Consider the following 24,057-nt stretch of genomic DNA (forward strand, 5'->3'; position numbering starts at 1 on the left):
GAACGCCTCCTGCGCCGCCTTGAGCGCTCCAACCTGCACACCCGTCGCATTCTTCGCCGCCAACTGCAAAACAGCCCCATACATCATCGGGGCCGCCAGAAAGAAATCCCGTAAGGTCACATGTGACATCTCGCTGACCCGCGCACCCCGGTTCTCTCGCAGATCGACATAGCCCTGACCCGCCAATTGACGCAAAACCTCGCGCAATGGTGTGCGCGATAGCTCAAACTCCTCTGAGAGTTTCGACTCGTCCAAGTCCGCGCCCGGGCGCAGCTCAAGCGTCATGATGGCCGTTTTCAGGTAGTCGAAAAGCTCCGTCTTTTTGCGCTTGGACGCATCCTTCATTCCAATCTCCATCGTTGCATCTGAACCAGTCAGGTCAAGATGGCGCTGTTATTAAAGCTGAGCAACCATATTGCGCAAATTGTGCTACAATAAAATACACATTGTGTACAAGAAAAAATTGTGCTGTATGCATGAAATGTTCTTGAGGGGGAGAGTCTGGTGGCCACACAATCGGAAGAGGCCGTGATCGATTGCCGCAACTTGTGGAAGATTTTTGGTTGCCGCGCTGATGAGGCGATGAAATCCGTTCAGGAACAAGGGCTTGGAAAGCTGGACGTTCGCGATCGCTTTGACTGCATCGTCGGAGTTCAGGACGCGAGTTTCACCGTCGGACGTGGTGAAATCTTCTGCATCATGGGGTTGTCGGGCTCGGGTAAATCGACCCTGATTCGCCATGTGAATCGGCTGATAGAACCCACATCGGGCCAATTGTTCATTGAAGGACAGGATGTCAACAAGCTGTCCGCGCGGGATCTGCGAGAAGTGAGAGCCGAGAAGATCGGCATGGTGTTCCAGAACATGGCGCTGATGCCTCATCGCACCGTGCTGGACAATGTTTCCTTCAGTCAGGAAGTTCGTGGCCACGACCTGAAAGAGCGTCGCGAAAACGCGATGCGCGCGATTGACGCGGTGGACTTGAATGGCTGGGATCAAAAATACCCTGATGAACTCTCTGGCGGGATGCAGCAGCGCGTAGGTCTGGCCCGGGCGATTGCAGCCGACCCCTCGATCCTGCTGATGGACGAGCCGTTCTCGGCCCTCGACCCTCTGATCCGCCGTCAGTTGCAGGACAAGTTCATGTCCCTGTCCGCGGAGATGAAGAAGACCACGCTGTTCATCACCCACGATCTGGACGAAGCGATCCGCATCGGGGACCGCATTGCCATCATGAAAGATGGTGCGCTTGTACAGGTCGGTACGCCCGAGGATATCGTCACCAATCCCGTCGACGATTATGTGGCCGACTTTGTGGCCGGCATCTCGAAGCTCGAACTGATTTCCGCTGGCAAGATCATGGAGCCGGTGGAAGCGTTCGAACAACGGCGCGGACCAGTTGATCCCGAGGCTTGGCCCGAAGCCCATCCGGACCATTCCCTTGACGACCTAGTCAACCTGTCCATTTCGACCCAACACCCGGTTGTGGTCAAGGCGGACGGCAAAGCGGTTGGGATCGTCACCAAGAACGCCCTGCTGCGTGGCATTCAGGGTGATGTCGACGACCCGGCAACAATGAAGCACTGAGAGGGCATCATGGCAGAGAAAGAATTCAGTATACTCGATCCCTTCTCGTCAGTGGATCTTGGTATCGCCGAAAGCGCGGATGGCGTCAAAGGTTGGGCCATCGCCAACAGGGGTATCATTCAGCCCATCAAAAACGTTTTCAACGAAATGATTGTCAGCATCGACACGGCTTTGAACGCGGTTCCGCCGCTGATCATGCTGATTATCATCACGCTGATCGCATGGCAGGCGGCAGGGCGGCGCACGGCCATTCTTGTTGCGACCGCGATGACCGTGCTGGGCTTTTTGTCACCCAATGCGTGGGGTCTGGCAATGACCACGCTGGCAATCGTCGTGTCAGCGGTAATCCTGTGTTTCTTCATCGGTCTTCCGTTGGGCATTCTTGCCGGAAAGAACGACCGTTTCGAAGCGGCCATTCGCCCCATTCTGGACACCATGCAAACCATCCCGGCCTTTGTGTATCTGGTACCGGTGGTCATGTTGATCGGCATCGGCAATGTCTCGGGCGTGGTGGTGACAATCATCTTTGCCTTGCCGCCCCTGATCCGTCTGACCTCGTTGGGCATCCGGGGCGTGAACCCGTCGGTGGTTGAAGCCGCCCGGGCTTTTGGCGCCAATCCGCGACAAGTTCTGTTCAAGGTCGAGTTGCCCTTGGCCACCCCGACCATTTTGGCAGGGGTGAACCAGACCATCATGCTGTCGCTGTCAATGGTTGTGATCGCTTCGATGATTTCGGTCAAAGGACTTGGCAACGAAGTGCTGCGGGCCATGGGCAGGCTGGATGCCGGCAAGGCTCTGGTTGGTGGTCTTGGGATCGTGATTCTGGCCATTGTTCTGGACCGGATCACGCAAGGCATGGGCCAGTCGGGTCGCGAGCGCGGCCATCGCCATTGGTATGAAGGCGGCCCCGTCGGCGCAGTCATGCGCCTGATCAAAAAACCACAACCCGAAGAAACACCTGAACCACAAAAAACGCACTAATCAACAGTGAGGATCCTAAAAATGGTCATCAAGTCCACGTTGGCTGCTTTTGCCGCCGCAAACATCCTGAGCACGGCTGCCTTTGCCGACGGTCACCTGCCCGGCGAAGGCGTCACCGTGCGTCCGATCATTCAGCCGATCACCGAAGAGCTATTCCAGCACCGAATCCTGTTCAAGGCTCTGACTGATCTGGGCTACGATGTTGCGGAACCGGAAGAGGTTCAGGCGCAAACGCTGCACCTGGCCCTGGGAACTGGCGACGCGGATTTCACCGCGGTCCATTGGAACGGTCTGCATGACACGTTTTTCAAGGAATCCGGTGGCGATGAGGTTCTTGAAAAGGTTGGCACCCTGATCGATGGCGCATTGCAGGGCTATCTGGTCAACAAATCCGCCTACGACGCTGGTGTGCAAAACCTTGGCGATCTGGCCGACCCCGAAAAAGCTGCGCTGTTCGATGCCGACGGTGACGGCAAGGCCGATCTGGCAGGCTGTGTTCCCGGTTGGGGTTGTGAACGCGTGATTGAGCATCAACTCGACGAGTTCGGGCTGCGAGACACGGTTAACCATAACCAGGGTGAGTATAACGCGATTATCGCCGACACGATTGCACGCAACGAAGGCGGCGAAAACGTGCTGTATTATACCTGGACCCCATATTGGGTGTCGGGCGTTCTGATCCCGGGCGAAAACGTCGAGTTTCTGGCTGTGCCTTATTCTTCACTGCCAGATGGCGCGACAGCCGAGACCACCTTTGATGGCAAGGACCTAGGTTTTGCCGTCGACAGCATCCGTGTCGTGGCGACCGATGACTTCCTGGAGGCCAACCCTGCAGCCGCGAAGCTGTTCGAGGTTGCCAAAATTGACATCAACGATATTTCGGCGCAGAACAAGATGATCGCGGACGGCGAAGACAGCTCGGATGACATCGACCGCCATGTTGATGAGTGGATCGCGGCAAACAAAGCTGCGTACGACGGCTGGCTGAAGGCTGCCCGCGGCGCTGCGCACTAACCTCAGGGAATATCCCTGCTATTGAAACTGCGCGGTTCGTTCCGCGCAGTTTGCTTTTGAACCGATGACCACCATGTCCAATCCACAGCACTTTGTTTTTCTGCTCATCGAAGAGTTTTCGCACCTGGCGTTTTCCTGTGCGATTGAACCTCTTCGCATAGCAAACCTTGTGCAGGGTGAAGAGCTGTATAAATGGTCGATCTTGTCCGAAGACGGGGAATTCGTCACCTGCTCGAACGGCACTAAAACGGTTGTGGATGGCGGATTAACAAGTATTCCAAAATGTGATCGTTTGTTCGTTTTGTCAGGCATAAACATGCAGGCACATGCGTCGCGTTCACTGCTGGCCGCACTTAGACGCGAGCGTGCCGGGGGCACTCGGATCGGAGCGTTGTGTTCCGGAGCCTGGCTACTGGCAGAGGCAGGCTTTCTGGACGGCACTGATGCGGCTATTCACTGGGAGTACCACGACAGCTTCATGGAGGCCTTTCCTGAGGTCAATCTTGTGCGCAGTGTGTTTACCGTCGATAGCAAATTCATAACTGCATCCGGCGGTACGGCCACCGCGGACCTGATGCTATATCTGATTGAGAAGGATCACGGCCATGATCTGTCCGTCGCAGTGTCTGACCAGATGGTTTATAACGCCGTTCGCAATGCCACGGCAGAACAGCGTGTTTCGATCCAGTCTCGAAATGGAATGCGAAACGCCCATTTGGCCAAAGCGATCCAGATTATGGAAAAGTCGATCGAGGCACCGGTTTCGCCGTCTAAGATAGCGGCGGAAATTGGGATATCGACGCGTCAGCTGGAACGTTTGTTTGGAAAGTACCTCAATGCGTCCCCCAAAAAGTACTTTATGGAGATGCGACTAGACCGAGCGCGTAAGCTGCTATTGCAAACAGAAGCCTCGGTTACGGAAGTTGCATTTGCCTGCGGCTTCGAAAACCCTGGCCATTTCGCGCGGGTGTACCGTGCCCATTTTGGGATTACCCCACATTTACAGAAGAACAAGATCGGATGAATTGCGATCTTATCGATAAAACAGCCAGCTAGCAGAGTTGCCGGGTACAAATCGACTACTCCGGCTTCTTATTGCCACAGGTCGCATCGCGTGGGTTTCTAACCCGAAAGCGCCGCGGACACGCATTTTCCACCCTATACATCCGGTTGTTCTCTCGGTAAGAGCTGCGCTTCGATTATGATCCGTGTGTTGGACGCTCTGAGGGTGACAGCATCACCCAAGAAAGCCGAGCCATGAAACAGACTCTCGCAGATGCGCTGAAGCGCAAAGGATATGACACACTGACCCCTGTCCAAGAGGCCGTGACTGCGCCAGAGCTGCAGGGCCGGGACATGTTGGTATCGGCGCAGACCGGATCGGGGAAAACCATCGGGTTCGGTCTGGCCATTGCGCCGACCATTCTGGGCGACGCGCAAGCCTTCGATACCGCGGATGCGCCTTTGGCACTGGTCATCGCGCCGACGCGAGAGCTTGCCATGCAGGTCAAACGCGAATTGGGATGGCTTTACTTCGATGCGGAAGCTTTCATTGCCTCATGCGTTGGCGGCATGGACATGCGGGATGAACGCCGGGCGCTGGCCCGGGGGGCGCATATCGTTGTCGCAACGCCGGGGCGGTTGCGCGATCATATCATGCGCGACTCAATCGATCTGACCGCCGTGCGTGCGGTGGTTCTGGACGAGGCCGACGAAATGCTCGATCTCGGGTTCCGCGAGGATCTGGAGTTCATTCTCGAGCAAACGCCGACCGACCGCCAAACGCTGTTGTTCTCAGCCACGGTTCCCCGCGCCATTGTCAGCCTTGCCGCCGGGTATCAACGCGATGCCGAGCGGGTCAGCACTGTCAGTGAACGGACGCAGCACGCTGATATCGAATACCGCGCGATGAGCGTGGCCCCTCGTGATGGTGAAAACGCGATCATCAACGTGTTGCGGTTTTATGAGGCGCCAAACGCCATCGTGTTTTGCAACACGCGCGCCATGGTCAGCCGGCTGACGGCCCGACTGTCGAACCGCGGTTTCTCTGTCGTGGCGCTGTCCGGGGAGTTGACGCAAAGCGAACGATCCAACGCCCTGCAAGCCATGCGTGACGGGCGTGCCCGCGTCTGTGTGGCAACCGACGTCGCCGCCCGCGGGATTGACCTGCCAAACCTGGATCTGGTGGTCCATGCCGAGCTGCCAAATAGTCATGAAACCCTTCTTCACCGCTCGGGCCGAACAGGGCGCGCCGGGCGCAAAGGGGTCAGCGCTTTGATCGTTCCCCCTGCTTCGTTCAAAAAGGCTCAGCGTCTGCTGAAATTCGCCAAACTGACGGCCGAATGGGGGGCTGCCCCTTCTGCCGACGAGGTCAACGCGCAGGACTTGCAGCGGATGTTCGGTTCGGACGATTGGCTGACGGAAATAACTGAGACCGAACGCCCATCCATTGATGAGCTGGTGGCAAGGTTCTCGCCGGAACAACTCGCCGCGGCCTATGTCCGTCAATACCAGCGGCAGCATTCCGCACCAGAAGAGTTGAGCGACGTCAAGGACGCCAGTCCAAAGCCAAACGCGCCCTTTGGCCCGAGCGTCTGGTTCTCACTGTCGGAAGGGCGCAATGACAATGCGTCTCCGCGTTATCTGCTCCCCATGATTTGCAAGGCGGGGAACATTACCAAATCTGATGTCGGCGCGATCCGTATTGCTGACGATGTGACCTATGTCGAAATTCGCGAAAGCAGCGTTCCCGGGTTGTTGGACGCGATCGGGCCCGAGATGAAGATCGAGGGCACAAAAGACATCGTGAAGCTGGATGCCGCACCCGATTTTTCAAACCCTGCCAAGACAGGCCCCAAACGGGGCGCAAAAGGCAAAAGAGGTCCGGAGAAAACCGGGCAAAAACCGCCTCGCCTTACCAAACAGAAGCCTGCGAGGGCGCAAAAAAAGACGGAACCCAAGACTTCTGACAAGGTGAAAGCTGAACCCAAGCCCAAACGCGACAGCCTCAGCGGCCCTGGCAAAAAACCGAGCCGCCGCCCGAAAGGCCCGCCGCCACCCAAAGGTAAGCCAAGCAGCAAGAAAAACCGTGCTCGCGCGGCCGCCGCTAAGGGTGGTAATGCTATGCCAAGGCGCCCGAAATAGGCGAAACGTTTGCCAAAGTTCAATGGAGCATGCTTTGCTACACTGTTTTCGGATAGCTGCTTGAAAAGAGAGATTTTTTCCAATCCGGCAGCTGATCTGGTCAATGCCACTATGCCGAGGATGGTTAGTGTTTTCTTCACAGGCAGATGCGACGCTTCCTCCGTAAGAATGAACTCAAGCTTCCGTGAGGCCGCCCTCTCATCGTTGCAAGTAGCGACTGCCGTGCAACAGGTATCTCATTCGCCATCGTTCCCATTTATTTGAGAATGTTGGCGAAGAGCTCTTTCCGGGCGTTGGTGGCATTTCTTTTTGGTTCGCACGGCAAGATGCAAGTTAGTAAGTGTTGACCAGTTTTCGAGTTTGAACAACCAACAGGTCGGAAAAAACTTGGCTTGTCGGGGACGGTCAACTGTCGCGATTATTCAACATTACGCTAGGTGTCACCTGAGCCTATCCAACTGAACTGGTCCACCACTATGTTTAGGAAACGGAGGACCGATTATGGCAAACACGCTACCGCGCTAATCAGCTATTTCCTTTATCAATCGTGTCTCAAGCAATTGGCCATTCCGGTACAGAACTGGGTACGCAACAGACGCGATGTGACTGTTGAATTCACGAAACGCTCGTAACGTTTCCAGATGAATATCGCTGGTCTCAAAGCTTTCCGTTGTCCCGTGTTGCAACCGGCGTAGATGTCGTTTCCGGCTCTCGCGCTCCACCCGCTTTATTTCGGTTTTCTCTAAGCTGAGAAGCCGCGCGCTTTCCAGATCGTCTGAGATAAGTACGTTCGATGCCAGCTTCATATTAGCCAGAATACCCTCGTGCATCTGAACCAGTTCCGACCAGCCTTCCTGCGAGAAACTCGAGCCCTTGGCACGTAGTTCACTTGCCAACACGGTTAGGCGCTTTGCCACAACGTCACCCGCCGTTTCAAGCCGGATCGCAAGTTCCATAAGATCGCGCGCGGTTTTTGCATCCTGTTTTTCATAAAGTTCCGCCGGCATTGCGGCAACGAATGTCCGAATACCTGACAGGCACTGGTTTACGTCTTCGTCAATGGCCCGAACAGACCGGATCTGTTCTTTGTCTCCGCTGCGGTACAGTTCAAGGACGGGGCGGAACATGGTCTCGACAAGATCGCTCATCCGCAGCAGTTCTCGTTTGAGGCTTGGTATGGCCTGGCTGGGAATCGCGGTACTTTCCATGTCCAACGCACTAACCGGTCTTGTGGGTTGAGCACGCGGTTCTTTCTTCTGATTTGGCAAGAGCGTTTCTAACAGTTTCTGCAAACGGGCACAAAACGGAAGAGCCAGAACCAGAAGCGACAGATTGAAGGCAAGATGGGTGTTGACGAGCATCTGGCCCCCTTGCGGGTTGCCCAAAAACCCGGTGCGTAGGGTCAGGTTTGCAGCAAACAGGGTAATCAAAGCCCAGCTGCCCCGCAGCGCGAGATTGGCATAGGGTATCCGCCTGGCCGTCGCAGGCATCCCACGTGTCAACCAGATCGGAATGAAAGCTGAACCGAAATTCGCGCCAAAAACTAGCGACATGCCCGCGGCAAACGGGATCGCGCCAATCTGTACAAGCGTCACGCACATAAGAATGGCCGCTACTGACGAGTGCATCACAAATGCCAATGCTCCGCCGACGAGGAAGGCGGTGACATAGTCCCGGGCCAGATAATCGGCCACGGCAGGCAGAAACGCGCTATCGCGGATAGGATCCATCGCCTCTCGCAGGAACCTAAGTGAGATCAGGATAAAGGCCACACCCATCAGGATACGCCCCAGCTGTCGGGCTTTCTTGGCTTCGGTCTTGACGAACAGATAGCCGCCGACGGCGAGCAGCAACGGAACAAGCCAGTCCAGTTTGAACGAAAGGATCTGAATGACTAGAGCCGAGCCCAGATCGCCACCCAGCACAATGGCCAGCCCAACCGGAAAGCTAAGCATTCCGCTTGCAGCAAATCCCGAGCTTAACAGGGCTACCGCAGCCGAGCTTTGCAGCACCATTGCCATCACCACGCCCACCAGCGAAGCTTGCAAGTAACTGCGTTGCTGCGTCATCACCCGCTGGAAGGACGCGCCATAGCTGCGTTCGATCCCGGTACGCACCATGCGCACCGCAAAAAGCAGTAGCATGGTTGCCCCGGCCAGACTGATCAGAAAGGTGACAATTGCCATACTTCACTCCGCCTGCAAACTCGGCTCAGGTCATCGCAGTTTTCATTCGAGACCCTGTAAATAGTGTTTCTTCCGACACGGCATCGCGCGCGGGCGTTCCAGTCGATTCTTTAGTGCTGCTTTCATTTAGGCACTGATCCGTATGGCTGCCGCTTTTTCGTTTAATCCTACAATGTGCGGCGGATGTGGCTCAGCGGGTCAAATCTCGTCTTCGATTGCAGCAACAACGATGTCGATCGCCCGGTCCAACTCCGCTTGGGAAATTATCAGCGGCGGCGACAGGGTCAGTACGCATCCCTGGCTGATCTTGTAGCTTAGCCCCGCCTCAAGGCAGGCATAATAGATCCGTTCCGCGCGGGCGTTTCCCGGCGCCTTCGTGGTGCGGTCTTCGACGATCTCGATCCCGAACATAAGGCCACGGCCCCGGATATCTCCGACGATGGGAACATTCTGCAGTGCGTCAATAAGGCGGGTCATTGCGTGTTTGCCCAACTTTGCTGCGCGTTCGACCAATCCCTCATCCTCGATGATCTGCAGCGTGGTCAAGGCGGCGCGGGCGGTAACGGGGTTCTTTTCGTGAGTGTAATGCCCGATGGCAAAATCCCCGCACACATCCAGGTTCTTGCGTGCAATGCAGGCGGCGATGGGCAGGATACCTCCGCCCAATGATTTTCCGATGGTGACAATGTCGGGAACGATCTCGTCATGCTCGAACGAGAACAACTGCCCGGTCTTGCCCAGCCCGGTCGGAATCTCGTCCAGGATCAGCAACGCGCCATGGCGGTCGCAGATTTCGCGCACTCGTTTCCAGAAATCCGGAGGCGGCACTATAGGGACGGCACGCATCGCTTCGGCCACCACGGCGCAGATGTCGCCTTCGCGTTCCAATACATAGTCGATCATGTTGGCACAGGCCTCGGCGCTGGCCTCAAGCGTTGTGTGCCCATAGGGGCAACGGGTAGGGTGGAATGGGGCCACGTGCTCGGTTCCCGGCAATAGTGGACCTGCGATGTGGCTGCGGAACGTGGCCTCTCCACCAATGCTTGCCGCGCCAAAACCTGCGCCATGGAATGCGTCCCAGAAGCTCAGCGTTTTGAACCGGCCTGTTGCGGCGCGGGCGATTTTCAGGGCCACTTCATTGGCGTCCGAGCCGCCGGTGGTGAACAACACCTTGCCCAGATCACCGGGGGTGATGGCAACCAGCTTTTCGGCCAGTTCCACCGCCGGGTCATTGGTGAAGCGGCGTGGGGCAAAGGGCAGGTCGTCCAGCTGATCCTTGATCGCCTGCACTAACCGAGGATGACCATAACCGATGTGATGCACCGAATTGCCATGGAAATCCATGTATCGGTGGCCATCGAGGTCCTCGATCCAGATGCCTTTTGCCTGGGCAATCGTGCTGACGCAGGGGCTGGACAAGGATTGATGCAGAAAAACATCCGCGTCACGCTTTAGCAAAGGTGATGATTTGGGCCCAATGGACATCTTCAGCCATGCTTTGCGGGCTTTCGAAGTATTTGATTCCCCTTCGGTGTGGACAATCTGTGGCATTTCCGCTCCTCGCTGTCGCTTTGGAAAAGATGCGGACCCAGAAAGGTCCGCAAGTTCCAGGGAGAAATTTTGAGACCCCTTCCGAGAACGGAAAGGGTAGGAGTGTCAGCCTGGCCATGGCAGGGAGTATGTTTTGACGTTTGTGAAGAATTTCATCGCTTCGATGACGCCCTCTTTCACTCCGTTGCCGCTGTCCTTGATGCCGCCAAAGGGGGACATTTCGATCCGGTACCCCGGTTGTTCCCAGATATTGCAGGTGCCGACGTCCAGCCCGTTGATGTAGGCAATCGCCCGGTTCAGATCATTGGTACATACACCCGAGGACAGGCCAAACTCGGTCGAGTTCGAGATTGCCATCACCTCTGCGTCATCGTCCGGCACGCGCACGATGGGGACGATGGGGCCAAAGGTCTCTTCCATCACCAATTCGCTGTCATGGGGAACCTTGTCGACCACGATGGGCGGCAGCAGCGCGCCCTGACGACCGGGGTGATAGAGGATTTCCGCGCCTTCTTCCTCGGCCATGTAGACGCGTTTCTCGAACAGCTCTGCCGCCTTGTCGTGGATCACACAGCCCAGTTCGGTTTCAGGGTCCTGCGGGTCGCCGAACTTGATCTTCTTGGCCTTCTCCAGCACCAGCGGCACGAACTTGTCCGCCACGCTTTCCTGCACCAAAATGCGCTTTACCGCGGTGCAACGCTGGCCGGAATTGCCGGTGGCACCTGCAACTGCAATCGTGGCGGCTTTGTCCAGATCAGCGTCGCTGAGGTCGTTGAGGACGATCAGAGGATCATTTCCACCAAGTTCCAGCGCCTGGCGTTTGTAGACGCCTTTTTCGGCAATCATCTTGCCCACAGGCACGCCGCCGGTGAAAGTGATGATGTCGATATTTTCGTTAGTGATCATCTCATCCCCGATGTCAGCGGGCCAGCCGGTGACAACCTGGAACATCTCGGGCGGTAAACCCGCCTCATACAGAATATCCGCCAGCGTCAGACAGGTCAGCGGGGTCAGTTCCGTCGGCTTGCAGACCATGCAATTGTTGGTAGCAATCGACGGCGCGATCTTGTGGCTGACCATATTCAGGGGATGGTTGAATGGCGTGATCGCACTGATCGCCTTCACCGGCTCACGCGTGGTGAAGATTTTGCGGGCCTTGCCATTATGGGTCAGGTCGCACGAAAAAATCTCACCATCATCTTTCAGCGCCTCCGCTGCCGCGAATTGATACACATCCTGCGCCCGCTTGGTTTCGTAGATCGCATGCTGGTGGCAGATGCCCAGTTCAAGCGTCAGCCATTTGGCCAGATATTCACGCTTTTCGCCGATCAGTTCCCCCGCGCGCTGCAGAATCTGGCTGCGTTCATACCGGGTGAGTTTCGGCTTGTAGTTTGCCGCAATCTCGAAGGCTTTGCGCGCGTGCTCGGCGGTGCCGGCCGGGACATGACCCACCACCTCGTTGGTGTAGGGGTAGAGTACCGGAACCGTTTCGTCGGTAAAGACAATCTCACCGCCGATCCGCATCCCTTCGTTTCGTGTTTCGATGTTCGACATGGTCTGATCTTTCATGACTTACTGTGCCGCCGCTGTGGTTGCGTAGAAAAAGGCGTCGAAGTTGCGCAAAACCGGTTGGTTCGGAAGGTCGATGACGCGGTTCACGATGAACGGAACCTCTTGTTCGGTCAAACCGCCATGGCTGCGAAGTGGTTCCTTCAGGGCCGCCAGATCATGACGGTGCTCGGACGTGCCAATGCAGATGTTCTCGCCCGAAACCATCACGATGTCGCCAATCCGGTCGCCCGGCAGCTCGAACTGCTCGATGGCTTCGGCCTTGGTCAGCACGTGGGTTATACCCTCGGTCGCCCTGAGTTTGGCAATGATGTCATCCTGATCTGCGCCTTCGGGAAGATAGGCAGTCGCGAAAGATCCCAAAGCGCCGTGATGCACGACGTAAGGATCGGTAATGGGCAGGATGACCCGCGCGGCGTCCTTGCCCAGCCATTCGTCCATCAGATCCTGTGCATAGACAACGGCGGGTGATCCGTCAGGCAAGTGTTTTGGCTTCATGCCGTGATCGGCGGTCACCACGATAGCTGCACCCAGCGCGTCCAGTTCGCCCAGATAGCGATCGAACATCGCGTAGAAATCCAGCGCGCCTTGCTGTTCGGGCGCGAATTTGTGCTGAATATAGTCGGTAGTCGACAAATACATCACGTCGGGCTTGAACTCTTTCAACAGCTTGACGCCCGCAGCAAAGACAAACTCAGACAGTTCGGCCGAATAGACCTCGGGCACGCACATGCCCAGCCATTTGCTTGCATTGTCAATACCGTGCTCGGCCATCGTCGTCTCGCCCGAGCGTTCCGAAGAAAAGGCGACGGCCCGACCTTCGTCGAATTTCAACCCCGCACCAAGCAAGGCGCGGAGTTTGTCCTTGGCGGTGACCATGGCAATGCGGAACCCTGCATCGTAGAATTGCGAGAAAATGGTCGGCGCGCGCAGAAAACGCACGTCATTCATCATCACCTCTTCTCCGCTGTCTGGGTCAATCAAGTAGTTGCCGCAAATACCATGCACGATGGGAGGGCGCCCGGTCGCGATTGACAGATTATTCGGATTGGTAAAGGACGGGATCACGGAATGAGCCAGCCGGTCCGTGCCTTCTTCTCTCATCCTCTTGAGATTGGGCATCAGCCCCTTGGCTATTGCGACTTCCAGATATTCTGGTTCGCACCCATCCAGGCAGATCGCGATTGCGGGCACTTTCGGCGTCGGATAGACGCGCTCGTTGGCTACGACAGGGGTTTGGATAGTCATCTCGATACGTTCCTTGATAGTTATGCGGCCAGTTTGGCGCGTTCTTCCAATGCCCGGAGGGGCGGTGCGGCGTTTTTCACACCCATCTCCTCCAATGATTCTTTTGCAGCTGTCACAACTTTGCGCATGACCTCTTCATTCATTTGGCCAATACATCCGACTCGGAAGCTGTCAACGACCGTCAGTTTTCCCGGATAAATGATGAAACCCTTTGATTTCATAAGGTTATAAAATTGATCGAACACGAAGTTTTCGTCCGCCGGACAGAAAAAAGTGACGATGATTGGGCTGAGCCAGCGACTGTCGAGTAAGGTCTCAAAGCCCAACTCGCGCATTCCCGCGACCATGACATCACGGTTGCGGGTATATCGCTCGCCGCGGCCAGGAACGCCCCCTTCGGCGGTATGCGCCCTAAGTGCCTCGATGAACGCCGCAACTACATGGGTGGGAGGGGTGAACCGCCACTGACCGGTCTTGTTCATATGTGCCCATTGCGCATGCACGTCCAGGCTCAACGAATGGCTGTTGCCCTCAGCGGCCTCAAGCTCGGATTTTCGGGCAACTATGAAACCAAATCCGGGCACGCCTTCGATACATTTGTTGGCCGAGGACACCATTGCCTCATACCTGATCTCGCTTGGTTTCAACTCGATCGCACCGAAAGCAGACATCGAATCAACCAGAAGCTTGCGCCCGGCGGCATAGGTGGCCTCGGAAATCTCTTCGACGGGATTCAGAATGCCCGAACTGGTTTCACAGTGTATCGCAACCACGTGCGTGATATCGGAATCCTTGGCAAGAATGCGGGCAACTTCGTCGCCGCGGGGCGGCAGATAATCGCCCTTGTCCAAAACCACATGTGCGCGGTTCAGATACTCCAGGGTCTTCGCGGAGCGTTGACCGTAGGCACCATTTGCTAGTACCAGCGCCTTACCATCGCGCGGAATGAATGATGCAAGCATCGCTTCGACTGAAAACGAACCACTGCCCTGCATTGGGACGCAGTCGAAGTCATCAGCGCCCTTGCCAAGCAACGCCAGCAGACTGGACCGGACCTCGCGCGTCATGGCGCGAAAGTCATCATCCCAACTGCCCCAATCCTTTAACATAGCTGCCTTCACGGCATAGGACGTCGTCAATGGACCGGGCGTCAGAAGGTAAGGTTCACCGAGGCGCGGTTGTTCGATTTTGGGGTTGGAAGGCGTCATAACCAGGCTCCAGAAAGGTATTTTTAAGAACACAATTGCAGCAAACGTTTCTATATGTGAAATTGCAAATATCAATCTTATTATAAGCACAGCCTATGAGCTGGCATTGGAGGACCGCTATGCGACACAGCCAGCTCAAAGCCTTTCATTTTGTAGCCAAGCATGGTGGGTTTTCGCGTGCGGCAGAGGCTCTTTTTCTGACGCAGCCGGCAATTTCGGAGCAGGTGCGCAAGTTGGAGCTGGACCACGATCTGTTGTTGTTCCAGCGCGAACGCAAACGTGTAACCCTAACCCCCGACGGTGAGCAGCTTTATCGATTTACGAAGCAATACTTCGAGATCGAAAGTCAGATCGAAGATTACCTTTCTGAGACCAAGGCTTTGATCGATGGAGAGTTACGAATCATCGCCGACTCAGCGCACCACCTGACCGCGTTTCTGGGTCCCTTTCAGAAGAAAAATCCGAATGTCACGATCAGCGTGCGCTCGGGGAATAGTGAGGAGATTCTGGAAGAACTCAGGGCTTACAACGCGGAAATTGGCGTAGTGGGCAGCCTGTCTCCAGGCAAGGATTTGGATGTCTTGAGCCTTGGTTCCACCGAGATCGTGGCCTTTGCCGCACAGGGTGTTCTTTTGGCGTCGAAACCCACTCTGTCCCTGGAAGAGCTGTCAAATCTGCCGCTTATTTTCCGTGAAACAGGTTCGAAAACGCGCCAGAAACTGGAAGACGAGGCTAAAAAACACGGGATTACGTTGAAACCGGCGATTGTGGCGGAAGGACGTGAGGCGATACGGGAACTTGTGGCCTCGGGCGCAGGTATAGGCTTCGTCTCGCAGGCGGAGTACGGTCATGATGACCGCCTCCGACAGATCAAGCTTAAAGGCATCAACCTGCAGATGGGTGAGAGCATCATATCGCTGTCGCAGAGGCGAGAAGTGAAGATCATCCGCGCCTTCACAGAGTTTGCGCAGCGTACCTTGGAAGAAAACCCCGCCAACGCCTGATTGGCGGGGCAGGGTGCCAAGAATGGCAGCTAGCGACTGCGCCAGGCCTGGGTGCGTTTCAGAATTCCCTTGGACGCTGTCAGGTGAATGATCCGGGCGAGAGCATTTGTATAAAAGATCATCATCCCCATCGCCGCAGCCGGTGCGATGTCCCCGGCATCATCCATGTTCAACACCGCGATGGACGCAAGCGTGGTCTTGGGCGAGTAGAGGAACACCACCGCCGATACGGTCGTCATTGCGTTCACGAACAGATAAATGGATATGTCCAGAACCGCAGGCAGACATACAGGCACCGTAACCCGCGCAAAAAGTTTCATCGTCGGCTGTTTTAGCGAGGCCGAGACGGACTCAAATTCGCGGTCCATTTGTTTGAGTGCGGTCACCGCCGTCAGGTGCGAAACTGTGTAAAAGTGCGTCACCGTACAGATCACCAATATCGCCATAGTGCCGTAGATGCCGTTCAGCGGGTTCGAGGGGTTGTTGAAGAAGAAGATGTAGGACAGCCCCAGCACCATTCCCGGAATTGCCATTGGCAGCATCGCGAACATCTGAAAGACCGACCTGCCAGTGCGGAACCCTTTCGATTTTTCCACCAGGTAAGCGCCGAAGAACACAACAGTGGTTCCGATCATTGCGGTCAGCAGGGCTAACCGGATCGAATTGAAATATGATCCCCATCCGCCGCCATCCATCTTGTCGAACTGATAGTTTCGCAGGCTAAGGCTTAAATCGTAGGGCCAGAATTTGATCAGCGCCGCGAACTGGCACACGGCCAGAAGGCCGACGATGAATACCCCAATAAGGCTGCAATAGACGAGGAATAGGCGGTCAGCTTTCGGGTTAGGGGTTGCTTGATACGGCACTGACCGCGCCGACAACAGTGCCACTTGTTTGGACTGGACCATGCGGTCGATGGCAAAGGCGAGGATTGCCGGGATCACCAGAACCACGGATACAACAGCGCCCATCTCAAAGTTTTGCTGGCCGATCACCTGTTTGTAGATATCCACCGCAAGCACGTTGAACTGCCCGCCGATGACTTTGGGCAGGCCAAAATCGGTAATTACCAGATTGAACACCACGAAGGCGGCTGAAATCAGGCCATAGCGGGCACCCGGAACCGTGACCGTCCAGAACGTGCGCCATGGTGTTGACCGCAGACTTACCGCAGCCTCATAAAGCCGCGCATCCGAGATTGCCAGCGCTGTTGAAATAATCAGGAAGGCGTGTGGGAAGGTGAAAAAGACTGATCCGATCACGATGCCGATTGGGCCGTATATACTTGCGCCAAACAGCAATTCCTTGATCATGCCCTGATTGCCGAACAGGTATACCAACGCAATACCTGGTAACAGTGAAGGGACCAAAATCGGCGCCATCGCGATCAGGCGAAAGACGCCCTTGAACCGCATACAACTGCGATTGAGCGCATAGGCGAACCAAAAGGCCAGCGTCACCGTCACAATAGTGCTTACAATGGAAATCCAAAGCGAGTTTTTGATTGAATTGAAAAGCGCAGGTGTCGAGAAGTAGTTTACAAAGTTATCCAGACCCCGCGATTGAACTGGCCGCAACTGAACCCGGCGGAAGGTGTTGGAATCAAGCTCGACCCAGTCAGTGCCGTCATGTAACTTTGATCCGACCAAAAAGCGTCCGGTGTCGCTTGCATTACGGATCTGGTACATGACCGGGCTGCGGAAGCTGAAATCCGGAAACAGACCCGTCACCGGCAAACGCCCGTCCGAACCAGTCACAAGATCGGTGTCTGCAAACGTCTCGGTCTGACGGTTCAGAGCATCTCCAGACAAGATCGTCCCGTCATAAACGCCCGCCTCATCGCTGACCTGGAATTCGTATTGCGACAATTCCACCCGATAGGTGGAAAATGACTTGGACAGCATTGTGTAAAGCGGCAACGCCAGGGTCACGATCAGATAAAGAACGATGACCATCATGCTGCCGCGCATGAGGATGTCATCGCGGCTGAGCTTGGGCTTGATGTTGGCGCCAGGTGGCATGGTATCGCTGTTGGTAGAGATCGTGCTCATGCCTCGGTCTCCGGAACATCAAAGGCCATCAGGCGGTTTTCAGGAAGCTCAATCACCATGCTGCGTCCCTCTTCCAATTCAAGACGACGCACAGCATTGATCGAGAAATCGGCAATCAGTTCCGATGATCCGAACCGCTCGTTGCTTAGACGGCAGCGCCAGAATGAGCCCAGAAACTCCATCTCATCAAGTGTGACTTCGATGCAGTTTCGGTTGCCACCCGTATCCAGATACCCAGCTTCATGGGGTATCACATCTTCTGGCCTGATTGCCGCCACAACCGGCGTTCCGTCGTTGAATTGATGGCCTAGGCAGGCAAAAGTTTTTTCGCCCACGCTCAGCCGCCCGCCCTTTGTTACTTGAGACTGAACCTGGTTCATTTCACCAATAAAATCAGCCACAAACAGGTTGGACGGTTCCCTGTAGATTTCTGTGGGAGGACCTACCTGCTCAATAACCCCGTGATTCATGACCACGATGCGATCAGCCATGGCCAGCGCCTCTTCCTGATCATGGGTCACCATCACGGTGGTCACGCCCAGCTTGCGCTGCAATTCCTTGATTTCGTGCCGCAAATGGACGCGCACCTTGGCATCCAGCGCCGACAGGGGTTCGTCCAGCAGCAACAAGCCGGGCTTGGACGCGATCGCGCGCGCAAGTGCAATCCTTTGCTGTTGCCCGCCCGACAGCTGCGCCGGGTATTTCTTTCCCTGATCGGGAAGTCCGACCAGATGCAACAATTCGTTTACACGGATCGCAATTTCAGACTTGCTGCGACCCGAGTTTTCCAGACCAAAGGCGATGTTCTTTTCAATTGTGAGGTTGGGAAACAGCGCATAGGACTGAAACACAATCCCGAAATCACGTTCGGACGGGGGCAGGTTGGACACGTCCTTGCCATCCTGCATGACCGTGCCTTTGGTTTGCAGGTCCAAGCCTGCAATGGCCCGCAGCAGAGTAGTTTTTCCGCAACCCGACGGACCCAGAAAGCAGACAAACTCACCTTCGTTGATTTCCAGCGATATGTCCTTGAGTGCGAGAAAGCTACCGAAGGCTTTCCACAAATTTTGGATACTGAGATACAGTTCACCGGGTGGCGTTTTCTGAAGCACGGGAGAGGCCCTCATATCTGCACCTCGGGCACGGCCTTACCTGGCCGGTCTGAACCGGGTGAGTAGGTTGTATTTGGGGGAACAAGACTGTGGTGCGCAGGAGGAGTGCAAACGCCCCTCCTGCCAATAGGATTACTTCGCTTCCGACTTTCCGTCATAGCGAGACTGCCATTCCTTCAGGATTGCCGCGCGATTGTTGGCGGCAAACTCAAAATCATTGTCAATCATTGCATCCAGAAGGCCCTCTGGGAAGTGTTCGACCGGTTTTGCGACGCCGGGATAGGCCACAACCGCATAACCGCTGTTGTACATCTCGTTGGCTTCTTTGGTGACCGAGAAATCAACCAGTTTCTGAGCGGCTTCCAGATTTGCCGTACCGGCAACAATTGCGGTTGCCTCCATGTCCCAGCCGACGCCTTCAGACGGAACGATGATTTCAAGCGGGGCGCCGTCCGCCTTTGATTTAGCACCGCGGAAGGCAAACGAGATACCGATCGGGATTTCGCCAGCAGCCGCCAGTTTGCAGGGCTTCGAACCCGAATGGGTATATCGCGCGATGTTTTCGTGCAGCGCATCCATGTATTCCCAGCCGCCGTCTTCACCAAACATCTGCAGCCAGCTTGAAACATCAAGGAAACCAGTGCCTGATGAATTTGGATTCGGCATGATGACTTGATCCTTGTACATTGGATCGGTGAGATCCTTCCAAGATGTCGGAGGTGTCAGCCCGGCCTTTTCAGCCTCGACCGTGTTGTAGCAGACGGATGCAACCCAGGCATCCATGCCTACCCAAGCCGGCGGGTTGTCATTGTCAACAAATTTTGGATCCAGGCTATCGACCCCGACCGGAGCGTAGGGCTCCAGCATGCCTTCAGATTTCAGCAACAGCAGTGACGTGGCCGCTAGCCCCCAGACAACGTCAGCTTGCGGGTTATCCCGCTCAGCCAGCAGCTTTGCGGTGATGATGCCGGTCGAGTCACGAACCCAGTTGATCTTGATATCAGGATTGCTTTCGTTGAATGTCTCAGCATACCGGGCCAGATCTTCTGCCTCAACGGCAGTGTAAACTGTCAATTCCGTTTCTGATGCCGCTACTGTCGCGGTCAGTGTGCCGATGGCCAGAGCGGTAAGAAGTGATGTTGTGTGTTTCATTGTTGTCCTCTGTCGGAAATTTTTGATGGGTTCGCCATTCTCATGCGGCGTTGTCATTCAGATTAGTGTCGACAGTTTGACAGATATTATCTTCAAGAAAAATCGATTATACCTTCAACGTCATAAGCCAGCCCTATGGATAAAGCTTCCGCTCAACGCTAAGTGTTGCGATCAGTATTGGGTTCGCAGCAGGGTTCTAGACGTTTGAAATATGGGTCTTGCTTGATTTGGCATCACCCGTTCTTATCTCCTCCGGCACGCACAATTGTCTGCGCAAAGGTCGGATCGGCATTTCATATGCGTTGATTTAGCATCTTACGGGTCAAGTGAAGGAACATTGGCGTGTTTTCGTGTGTAACATGCTCGATCCAACCTGCCGTGAGCATGGCCGAACACACGTGGAATGTACCCCACTTGTTGCATAGCGCGCGCCAGTTTCGGGGTATCGTGCCGCTGTGGGGTGCCATTTTGAACCACCAGAAAATCAAAAGAAAATTGTTCGCAAAACAACGAAGCTTTCCCTGAGCGCGGACACCGTACCCAATGGCGCGATTGTCCTTACGTAACGTACAAAACCATAGGCCAAGCAACAAGAAGCACCATTTTCAACGATGGGCTGAAACTATACGATCTATGTCCTACTCGATTACGGTGTGATTGGCGCCGATAATTCTCAGCGCGTTGTCAGGCTCATAGAAAAATCAGAAATTGGTTCTGACGGTTCTCGTTCTTTTAAGTGCCAGTATTAGCTGTCATTGCGATAACGTCTTAGGGTCGGGACTCATAACCAGTAAATGACGAGTGCCGCCAGCGCGAATGCGGACAGGAAAACCTTTGGGCTTTGAGATATGCTGCTTCGATCATGACCGTCTTCTCTTCACCACGACCAGCGGTCCAGCATCTCGGCGAAAATGCCTTTGCCTCTCTACCGTTTCCAACGATTGCAGAGCGCCTTGCGCGGATCGTATTCCATGGGCGCATCGCGCCATTGTAAACCACGGCGATTGATGAAGATAATCCCACTCAGGACACGCCGGTCATCCGCCCGAGGTTTGCCACGGGACTTTGGAAAGAAGGGGGCCAGACGAACCATTTGCTCGTCACTCAACCAGAAAAGGTCAGACATATTCACCGCTTGTTTTGGGCACGGTGAATCACGCAGTACGCTAGAAATCAAAGGGTGCTGAGCCTAAAGGGCTGCTCGACTGGTCCCGCTGAGACTGTTTGGAATTTGTCTGGCAGCACCTTTGGGTCAACAATTTACACTTATAGCGATTTGGGGCGATTTCGAGTATACTTAGCTATTGGTATACGGAGATTCATGTTTTGACATATACCAAGTTTATATCGTTTTGTTCTAGTCTTGCACCAATTCTATTTGTTGCGTCATTGTCGGGTGCTCAGAACGCTGCAGGCCCTTGCAGCGATCTTAGACCTGTATCCAACGCGCTCGGTTATAAAGTTCGAGAAGCCAATACGCGCTGTGAAGGACTATATGAATCTACCGTACGTGCTATCGGCCTCGAACTCGTAGGAGTGATGTTAAATCGGTCCTTTGATTTTTCAACCGATACAGTACAGATCGTTGGACCGGAAACGGCGAGCTTACCGCCACACATGAATAGGCAGATAAGGGTTCGCGCCGTCGCTCTTCCACTCAAGACCTATTACCAGATGGATGGGGTCCTTGATGGCAGCTCGCGATTGCACTGGCCAATCGGGGACGTTGTAAAAGCAGCGGGTTTGAAACCGCGAAACCTAGGTCTTTACGGATGGATCGAAACAGGAGGGGAAAAAACCTTCGTTCCTGTTCAAATCGTTGCCAGCGATTCGCATAACACGACGTCCGACGTGATCACGCTCATGTTTCGTGTGTCAATGAATGCAGAGGAAATCTACTGGCGTAGGAACGAAGGTGGCGTTGAGACAGAGTGGCTAAGCGTCATCGATAGTCCCGTCAGTTCTGGCAAAACTGTCTTTGTTAGCCTGCCCAACGGGCCACCGTCCGAAATTCGTATAGATGTCGCGGCAAAGAGAGAAAACAGCGACAAATGGGCAAGAATTCAGTTCAACGTTCTGCGGGTCAACCAATGAAAGCCTCGGAACGACGCCGGATCGTCCAACAACGGGAAGCCGAGTTAAGCGCAGCTACAGCCGCTGTTTTGTCAAACCCAGATGCGAATATAGCGGCCGAGTTGAGACGAATACGCGAATATGATCGATTGTTGGCTTCTGACACAGAAGGACCCGGGCGCGAGCGTTTATTAGCCGTCGTGATTGGCATTCTTTGCGTTACTATCGTCGGTCTTGGGCAAGTTATTCGAATGCCTGTTAGTAGCCTCAAACTGTTTGTGGAAAGTGAAAGTACCAAATTCGAGGTCTCAAGTGACTGGTCATGGAACGCCTCGATCGGTGAAATCGACCGTCTGCGCTTGGTTGGGTTCGAAAGCGTCGAGCTTCCGACCGCAATTTCTGCAGGGGATTTGGAAGAGCAACCAGAGAGCATTGGACTGAAAGGTGGGCAGCTAACGTTTGAGGCACTCATGGTTGGTGAGGGCGGTCGCGTTACAATAGACACTGACACTGTCTCAACTGATCTATTCGCAGAGGCTGCTGCTGTGAGCGGGCAACTGACTATGAACAGCGCGACAAGTGTGGACGTTGGTTCAAGCTATGTTGCGGCAGACCCTCAGTTGGACGGGCCAATTTCCAGCATTCCTGACATCCCTGAGATTGTTACGTTTGCCGCTGAACCAAGTTTGGCTGTGCCTGTTCACATTCGCATTGAGGGTGGAAGTAGAAGCGGAATTGATAACGTTCAAATTTCGGAACTGTCTTTTGCGCGGAAAATTTCGTCTAGCCCCGGAAATTTCGAGTTTGAGTCCACGATAGTCTCTGGTCATCTGTCGTTTCCACAAGCGCGAAAAGAAGTCGTCCTCCACCGCGGTGATCACATTGAAATACGCGAGGCCACCGAAGCACGACTGGTCAGCATCTCGTTGGACGAGCGATTGATGATCACCTTCGAGGGCAAGGCAAAAGTCATCAAGATGGTTCAGGCTGGAGAGCCCATCGACCTCCGGCCGACCGTATTGGAGTATATCTTTTACAATAACAGAATGACGTTTTTGTGGAGTGCCCTTGGGATCGTTTGGGGCTTTGCCTGGAGTATTCGCAGAACCGTATTCGGATGAGGAGGGGAAGACGATGCTAAGACCTGTTCTGTCATTGTTGGTCAGTGCTTTTTGCGCGTTTGTTTTTGTCTTTGGGGACAACGAAGCGAAAGCGCAGCAATTCTCTGGTGAATCTTTCGCCCGTGACTTCAGAAGTCTCGTGGTGAAAGTCAAAACCACATGGGAGTCCGGTCTGCAACAAGACGGGTTTGGCTTTGTCGTAGGTCACAATTCAACAGGCGCGTACATCGTCACGGCTAACCACGTTGTTCGAGGTAGGGGACCAGGCGAAGTCGCGAAATCGGTCGAGGTCACTTGGTTTCACCGTCGGGGTGAGCAATTCCCCGCAACGCTGATCGGGACGGCTGACGCAAAGCGCGACATTGCGGTGCTGCGGACGGAACTACCAGTAGGTGTGACCATCTCGCCAGACTTACTGATCAGCCCGGCCGCGCCGATTCAGCGAGGAACAAAGGTTTGGTTCATTGGCAGGGCAGGAGAATGGTACGTTCCGTTCCAGTCAGGGATTGTAAACAGTGTCGATCTGGACGATCAAATCCTGATCGATGGACTGAATGTTCAGGTAGGTACATCTGGTGCACCGCTCACGACGGCTGAGGGTGTGGCAGGGATCATAATTGAGGACGCCGGTGGTGTTACTAGGGCAACGTCAATCGGGTTCATCGCCCGCGCATTTCAGGCCTGGGCCCATCCCTGGGATATCAAAACAATCACCCCCACCGACGATCCCCCACCGACGCCAGAGCCTGAACCTGCGCCCGCACCTGCAGGCGCACGCTCGGAGTGGTTTGTTTTTCTCGGCTCGTTCCCTCACAGCGGTCTGAGCGATGCGCGAAAGCTCAAAAACCGGGCAGAGCAGTTTTTCCCCGGTGAGGCTATCATCATTGATACGGATTTGTACTCGAACCTGACCAACGGTCTGTATTCGGTCGTAATCGGCGCAGGCAGCCGTAGTGAAGCTCAAGAGATTAGAAAGCAAGCTCAACGTCTGGTGAGTGATGCGTATTTTAAGCAGGCTGGAGCCTATAGCGGTCCGTAATGCTGGGACCGAAAGTG

Annotated in this window: 18 protein-coding genes and 1 pseudogene; 9 read left to right on the forward strand and 10 right to left on the reverse strand. The window is 54.9% G+C overall.

What is annotated here, in order from left to right; translation table 11 throughout:
* Positions 1-345: GntR family transcriptional regulator (locus tag ACR0IM_RS21500; RefSeq protein ID WP_480597133.1), on the reverse strand; the 345-nt coding region annotated here is incomplete at its 3' end.
* 159 nt (positions 346-504) lie between these two features.
* Here ACR0IM_RS21500 and ACR0IM_RS21505 point away from each other — a divergent pair.
* The 5 genes from ACR0IM_RS21505 (at position 505) to ACR0IM_RS21525 (ending at position 6,726) form a co-directional block, all read left to right on the forward strand.
* Positions 505-1,587: a quaternary amine ABC transporter ATP-binding protein gene (locus ACR0IM_RS21505; protein ID WP_480597131.1), complete on the forward strand. Its 1,083-nt coding sequence runs from the start codon at positions 505-507 to the stop codon at positions 1,585-1,587.
* Positions 1,588-1,596: 9 nt separating this feature from the next.
* Positions 1,597-2,568 carry an ABC transporter permease gene (locus ACR0IM_RS21510; RefSeq protein WP_480597129.1) on the forward strand — a complete coding sequence of 324 codons (972 nt, stop codon included), beginning with the start codon at positions 1,597-1,599 and terminating at the stop codon, positions 2,566-2,568.
* Positions 2,569-2,589: 21 nt separating this feature from the next.
* The gene (gene proX, locus ACR0IM_RS21515; RefSeq protein ID WP_480683190.1) at positions 2,590-3,582 is read left to right on the forward strand and encodes a glycine betaine/L-proline ABC transporter substrate-binding protein ProX; all 993 of its coding nucleotides are present in this window, start codon (positions 2,590-2,592) and stop codon (positions 3,580-3,582) included.
* Between the two features lie 73 nt (positions 3,583-3,655).
* Positions 3,656-4,606, forward strand: coding sequence for a GlxA family transcriptional regulator (locus ACR0IM_RS21520; RefSeq protein WP_480683191.1), 951 nt, complete (start codon positions 3,656-3,658; stop codon positions 4,604-4,606).
* Positions 4,607-4,839: 233 nt separating this feature from the next.
* The gene (locus tag ACR0IM_RS21525; protein ID WP_480683192.1) at positions 4,840-6,726 is read left to right on the forward strand and encodes a DEAD/DEAH box helicase; all 1,887 of its coding nucleotides are present in this window, start codon (positions 4,840-4,842) and stop codon (positions 6,724-6,726) included.
* 521 nt (positions 6,727-7,247) lie between these two features.
* Here ACR0IM_RS21525 and ACR0IM_RS21530 read toward each other — a convergent pair.
* From ACR0IM_RS21530 to ACR0IM_RS21550, 5 genes are all read right to left on the reverse strand, one after another.
* Positions 7,248-8,912, reverse strand: coding sequence for a Na/Pi cotransporter family protein (locus ACR0IM_RS21530; RefSeq protein WP_480597120.1), 1,665 nt, complete (start codon positions 8,910-8,912; stop codon positions 7,248-7,250).
* A gap of 198 nt (positions 8,913-9,110) precedes the next feature.
* Entirely contained in the window at positions 9,111-10,463 is a 1,353-nt protein-coding gene (gene pbfA, locus ACR0IM_RS21535; protein WP_480683193.1) for a (R)-1-hydroxy-2-aminoethylphosphonate ammonia-lyase, read from the reverse strand.
* A gap of 105 nt (positions 10,464-10,568) precedes the next feature.
* Entirely contained in the window at positions 10,569-12,032 is a 1,464-nt protein-coding gene (gene phnY / locus ACR0IM_RS21540) for a phosphonoacetaldehyde dehydrogenase (RefSeq protein ID WP_480643127.1), read from the reverse strand.
* A 3-nt stretch (positions 12,033-12,035) separates the two neighbouring features.
* Positions 12,036-13,280, reverse strand: coding sequence for a phosphonoacetate hydrolase (phnA, locus tag ACR0IM_RS21545; protein WP_480643129.1), 1,245 nt, complete (start codon positions 13,278-13,280; stop codon positions 12,036-12,038).
* Between the two features lie 20 nt (positions 13,281-13,300).
* Entirely contained in the window at positions 13,301-14,488 is a 1,188-nt protein-coding gene (locus tag ACR0IM_RS21550; protein ID WP_480643130.1) for a 2-aminoethylphosphonate--pyruvate transaminase, read from the reverse strand.
* 119 nt (positions 14,489-14,607) lie between these two features.
* On the opposite strand from ACR0IM_RS21550, the gene ACR0IM_RS21555 reads away from it, so the two are divergent.
* Positions 14,608-15,492, forward strand: coding sequence for a LysR substrate-binding domain-containing protein (locus ACR0IM_RS21555; protein ID WP_480643131.1), 885 nt, complete (start codon positions 14,608-14,610; stop codon positions 15,490-15,492).
* Positions 15,493-15,521: 29 nt separating this feature from the next.
* Here ACR0IM_RS21555 and ACR0IM_RS21560 read toward each other — a convergent pair whose 3' ends face one another.
* The 4 genes and pseudogenes from ACR0IM_RS21560 to ACR0IM_RS21575 all read right to left on the reverse strand — a co-directional run.
* Positions 15,522-17,543 carry a putative 2-aminoethylphosphonate ABC transporter permease subunit gene (locus tag ACR0IM_RS21560; protein ID WP_480683194.1) on the reverse strand — a complete coding sequence of 674 codons (2,022 nt, stop codon included), beginning with the start codon at positions 17,541-17,543 and terminating at the stop codon, positions 15,522-15,524.
* Entirely contained in the window at positions 17,540-18,670 is a 1,131-nt protein-coding gene (locus ACR0IM_RS21565; protein WP_480643134.1) for a putative 2-aminoethylphosphonate ABC transporter ATP-binding protein, read from the reverse strand. Before ACR0IM_RS21565 ends, ACR0IM_RS21560 begins: the two co-directional genes overlap by 4 nt.
* A 117-nt stretch (positions 18,671-18,787) precedes the next feature.
* A complete protein-coding gene (locus tag ACR0IM_RS21570; protein WP_480595710.1) occupies positions 18,788-19,807 on the reverse strand; it encodes a putative 2-aminoethylphosphonate ABC transporter substrate-binding protein in 1,020 nt (339 codons plus the stop codon).
* A gap of 831 nt (positions 19,808-20,638) precedes the next feature.
* A pseudogene (locus tag ACR0IM_RS21575) lies at positions 20,639-20,933 on the reverse strand (transposase); the annotation flags it as partial.
* 200 nt (positions 20,934-21,133) lie between these two features.
* Between ACR0IM_RS21575 and ACR0IM_RS21580 the strand changes: the two are divergent.
* The 3 genes from ACR0IM_RS21580 to ACR0IM_RS21590 are packed head-to-tail and all read left to right on the forward strand — an operon-like array spanning position 21,134 to position 24,040.
* Positions 21,134-21,901: a hypothetical protein gene (locus ACR0IM_RS21580; protein ID WP_480595712.1), complete on the forward strand. Its 768-nt coding sequence runs from the start codon at positions 21,134-21,136 to the stop codon at positions 21,899-21,901.
* The gene (locus ACR0IM_RS21585) at positions 21,898-23,001 is read left to right on the forward strand and encodes a hypothetical protein (protein WP_480683195.1); all 1,104 of its coding nucleotides are present in this window, start codon (positions 21,898-21,900) and stop codon (positions 22,999-23,001) included. Before ACR0IM_RS21580 ends, ACR0IM_RS21585 begins: the two co-directional genes overlap by 4 nt.
* Complete coding sequence (locus ACR0IM_RS21590; protein ID WP_480643139.1) at positions 22,949-24,040, forward strand: S1 family peptidase; 1,092 nt, start codon at positions 22,949-22,951, stop codon at positions 24,038-24,040. The genes ACR0IM_RS21585 and ACR0IM_RS21590 overlap by 53 nt, the downstream gene beginning before the upstream one ends.
* The last annotated feature ends 17 nt before the right edge of the window (positions 24,041-24,057 follow it).

The sequence above is a fragment of the Ruegeria sp. BF6 genome (assembly GCF_056538665.1).

Bases quoted from the DNA above. Each gene is read 5' to 3' on its own strand.
- ACR0IM_RS21510 (WP_480597129.1), top strand. From the start codon at position 1,597: ATGGCAGAGAAAGAATTCAGTATACTCGATCCCTTCTCGTCAGTGGAT.
- proX (WP_480683190.1), top strand. From the start codon at position 2,590: ATGGTCATCAAGTCCACGTTGGCTGCTTTTGCCGCCGCAAACATCCTG.
- ACR0IM_RS21520 (WP_480683191.1), top strand. From the start codon at position 3,656: ATGTCCAATCCACAGCACTTTGTTTTTCTGCTCATCGAAGAGTTTTCG.
- ACR0IM_RS21525 (WP_480683192.1), top strand. From the start codon at position 4,840: ATGAAACAGACTCTCGCAGATGCGCTGAAGCGCAAAGGATATGACACA.
- ACR0IM_RS21530 (WP_480597120.1), bottom strand. From the start codon at position 8,912: ATGGCAATTGTCACCTTTCTGATCAGTCTGGCCGGGGCAACCATGCTA.
- pbfA (WP_480683193.1), bottom strand. From the start codon at position 10,463: ATGCCACAGATTGTCCACACCGAAGGGGAATCAAATACTTCGAAAGCC.
- phnY (WP_480643127.1), bottom strand. From the start codon at position 12,032: ATGAAAGATCAGACCATGTCGAACATCGAAACACGAAACGAAGGGATG.
- phnA (WP_480643129.1), bottom strand. From the start codon at position 13,280: ATGACTATCCAAACCCCTGTCGTAGCCAACGAGCGCGTCTATCCGACG.
- ACR0IM_RS21550 (WP_480643130.1), bottom strand. From the start codon at position 14,488: ATGACGCCTTCCAACCCCAAAATCGAACAACCGCGCCTCGGTGAACCT.
- ACR0IM_RS21555 (WP_480643131.1), top strand. From the start codon at position 14,608: ATGCGACACAGCCAGCTCAAAGCCTTTCATTTTGTAGCCAAGCATGGT.
- ACR0IM_RS21560 (WP_480683194.1), bottom strand. From the start codon at position 17,543: ATGAGCACGATCTCTACCAACAGCGATACCATGCCACCTGGCGCCAAC.
- ACR0IM_RS21565 (WP_480643134.1), bottom strand. From the start codon at position 18,670: ATGAGGGCCTCTCCCGTGCTTCAGAAAACGCCACCCGGTGAACTGTAT.
- ACR0IM_RS21570 (WP_480595710.1), bottom strand. From the start codon at position 19,807: ATGAAACACACAACATCACTTCTTACCGCTCTGGCCATCGGCACACTG.
- ACR0IM_RS21585 (WP_480683195.1), top strand. From the start codon at position 21,898: ATGAAAGCCTCGGAACGACGCCGGATCGTCCAACAACGGGAAGCCGAG.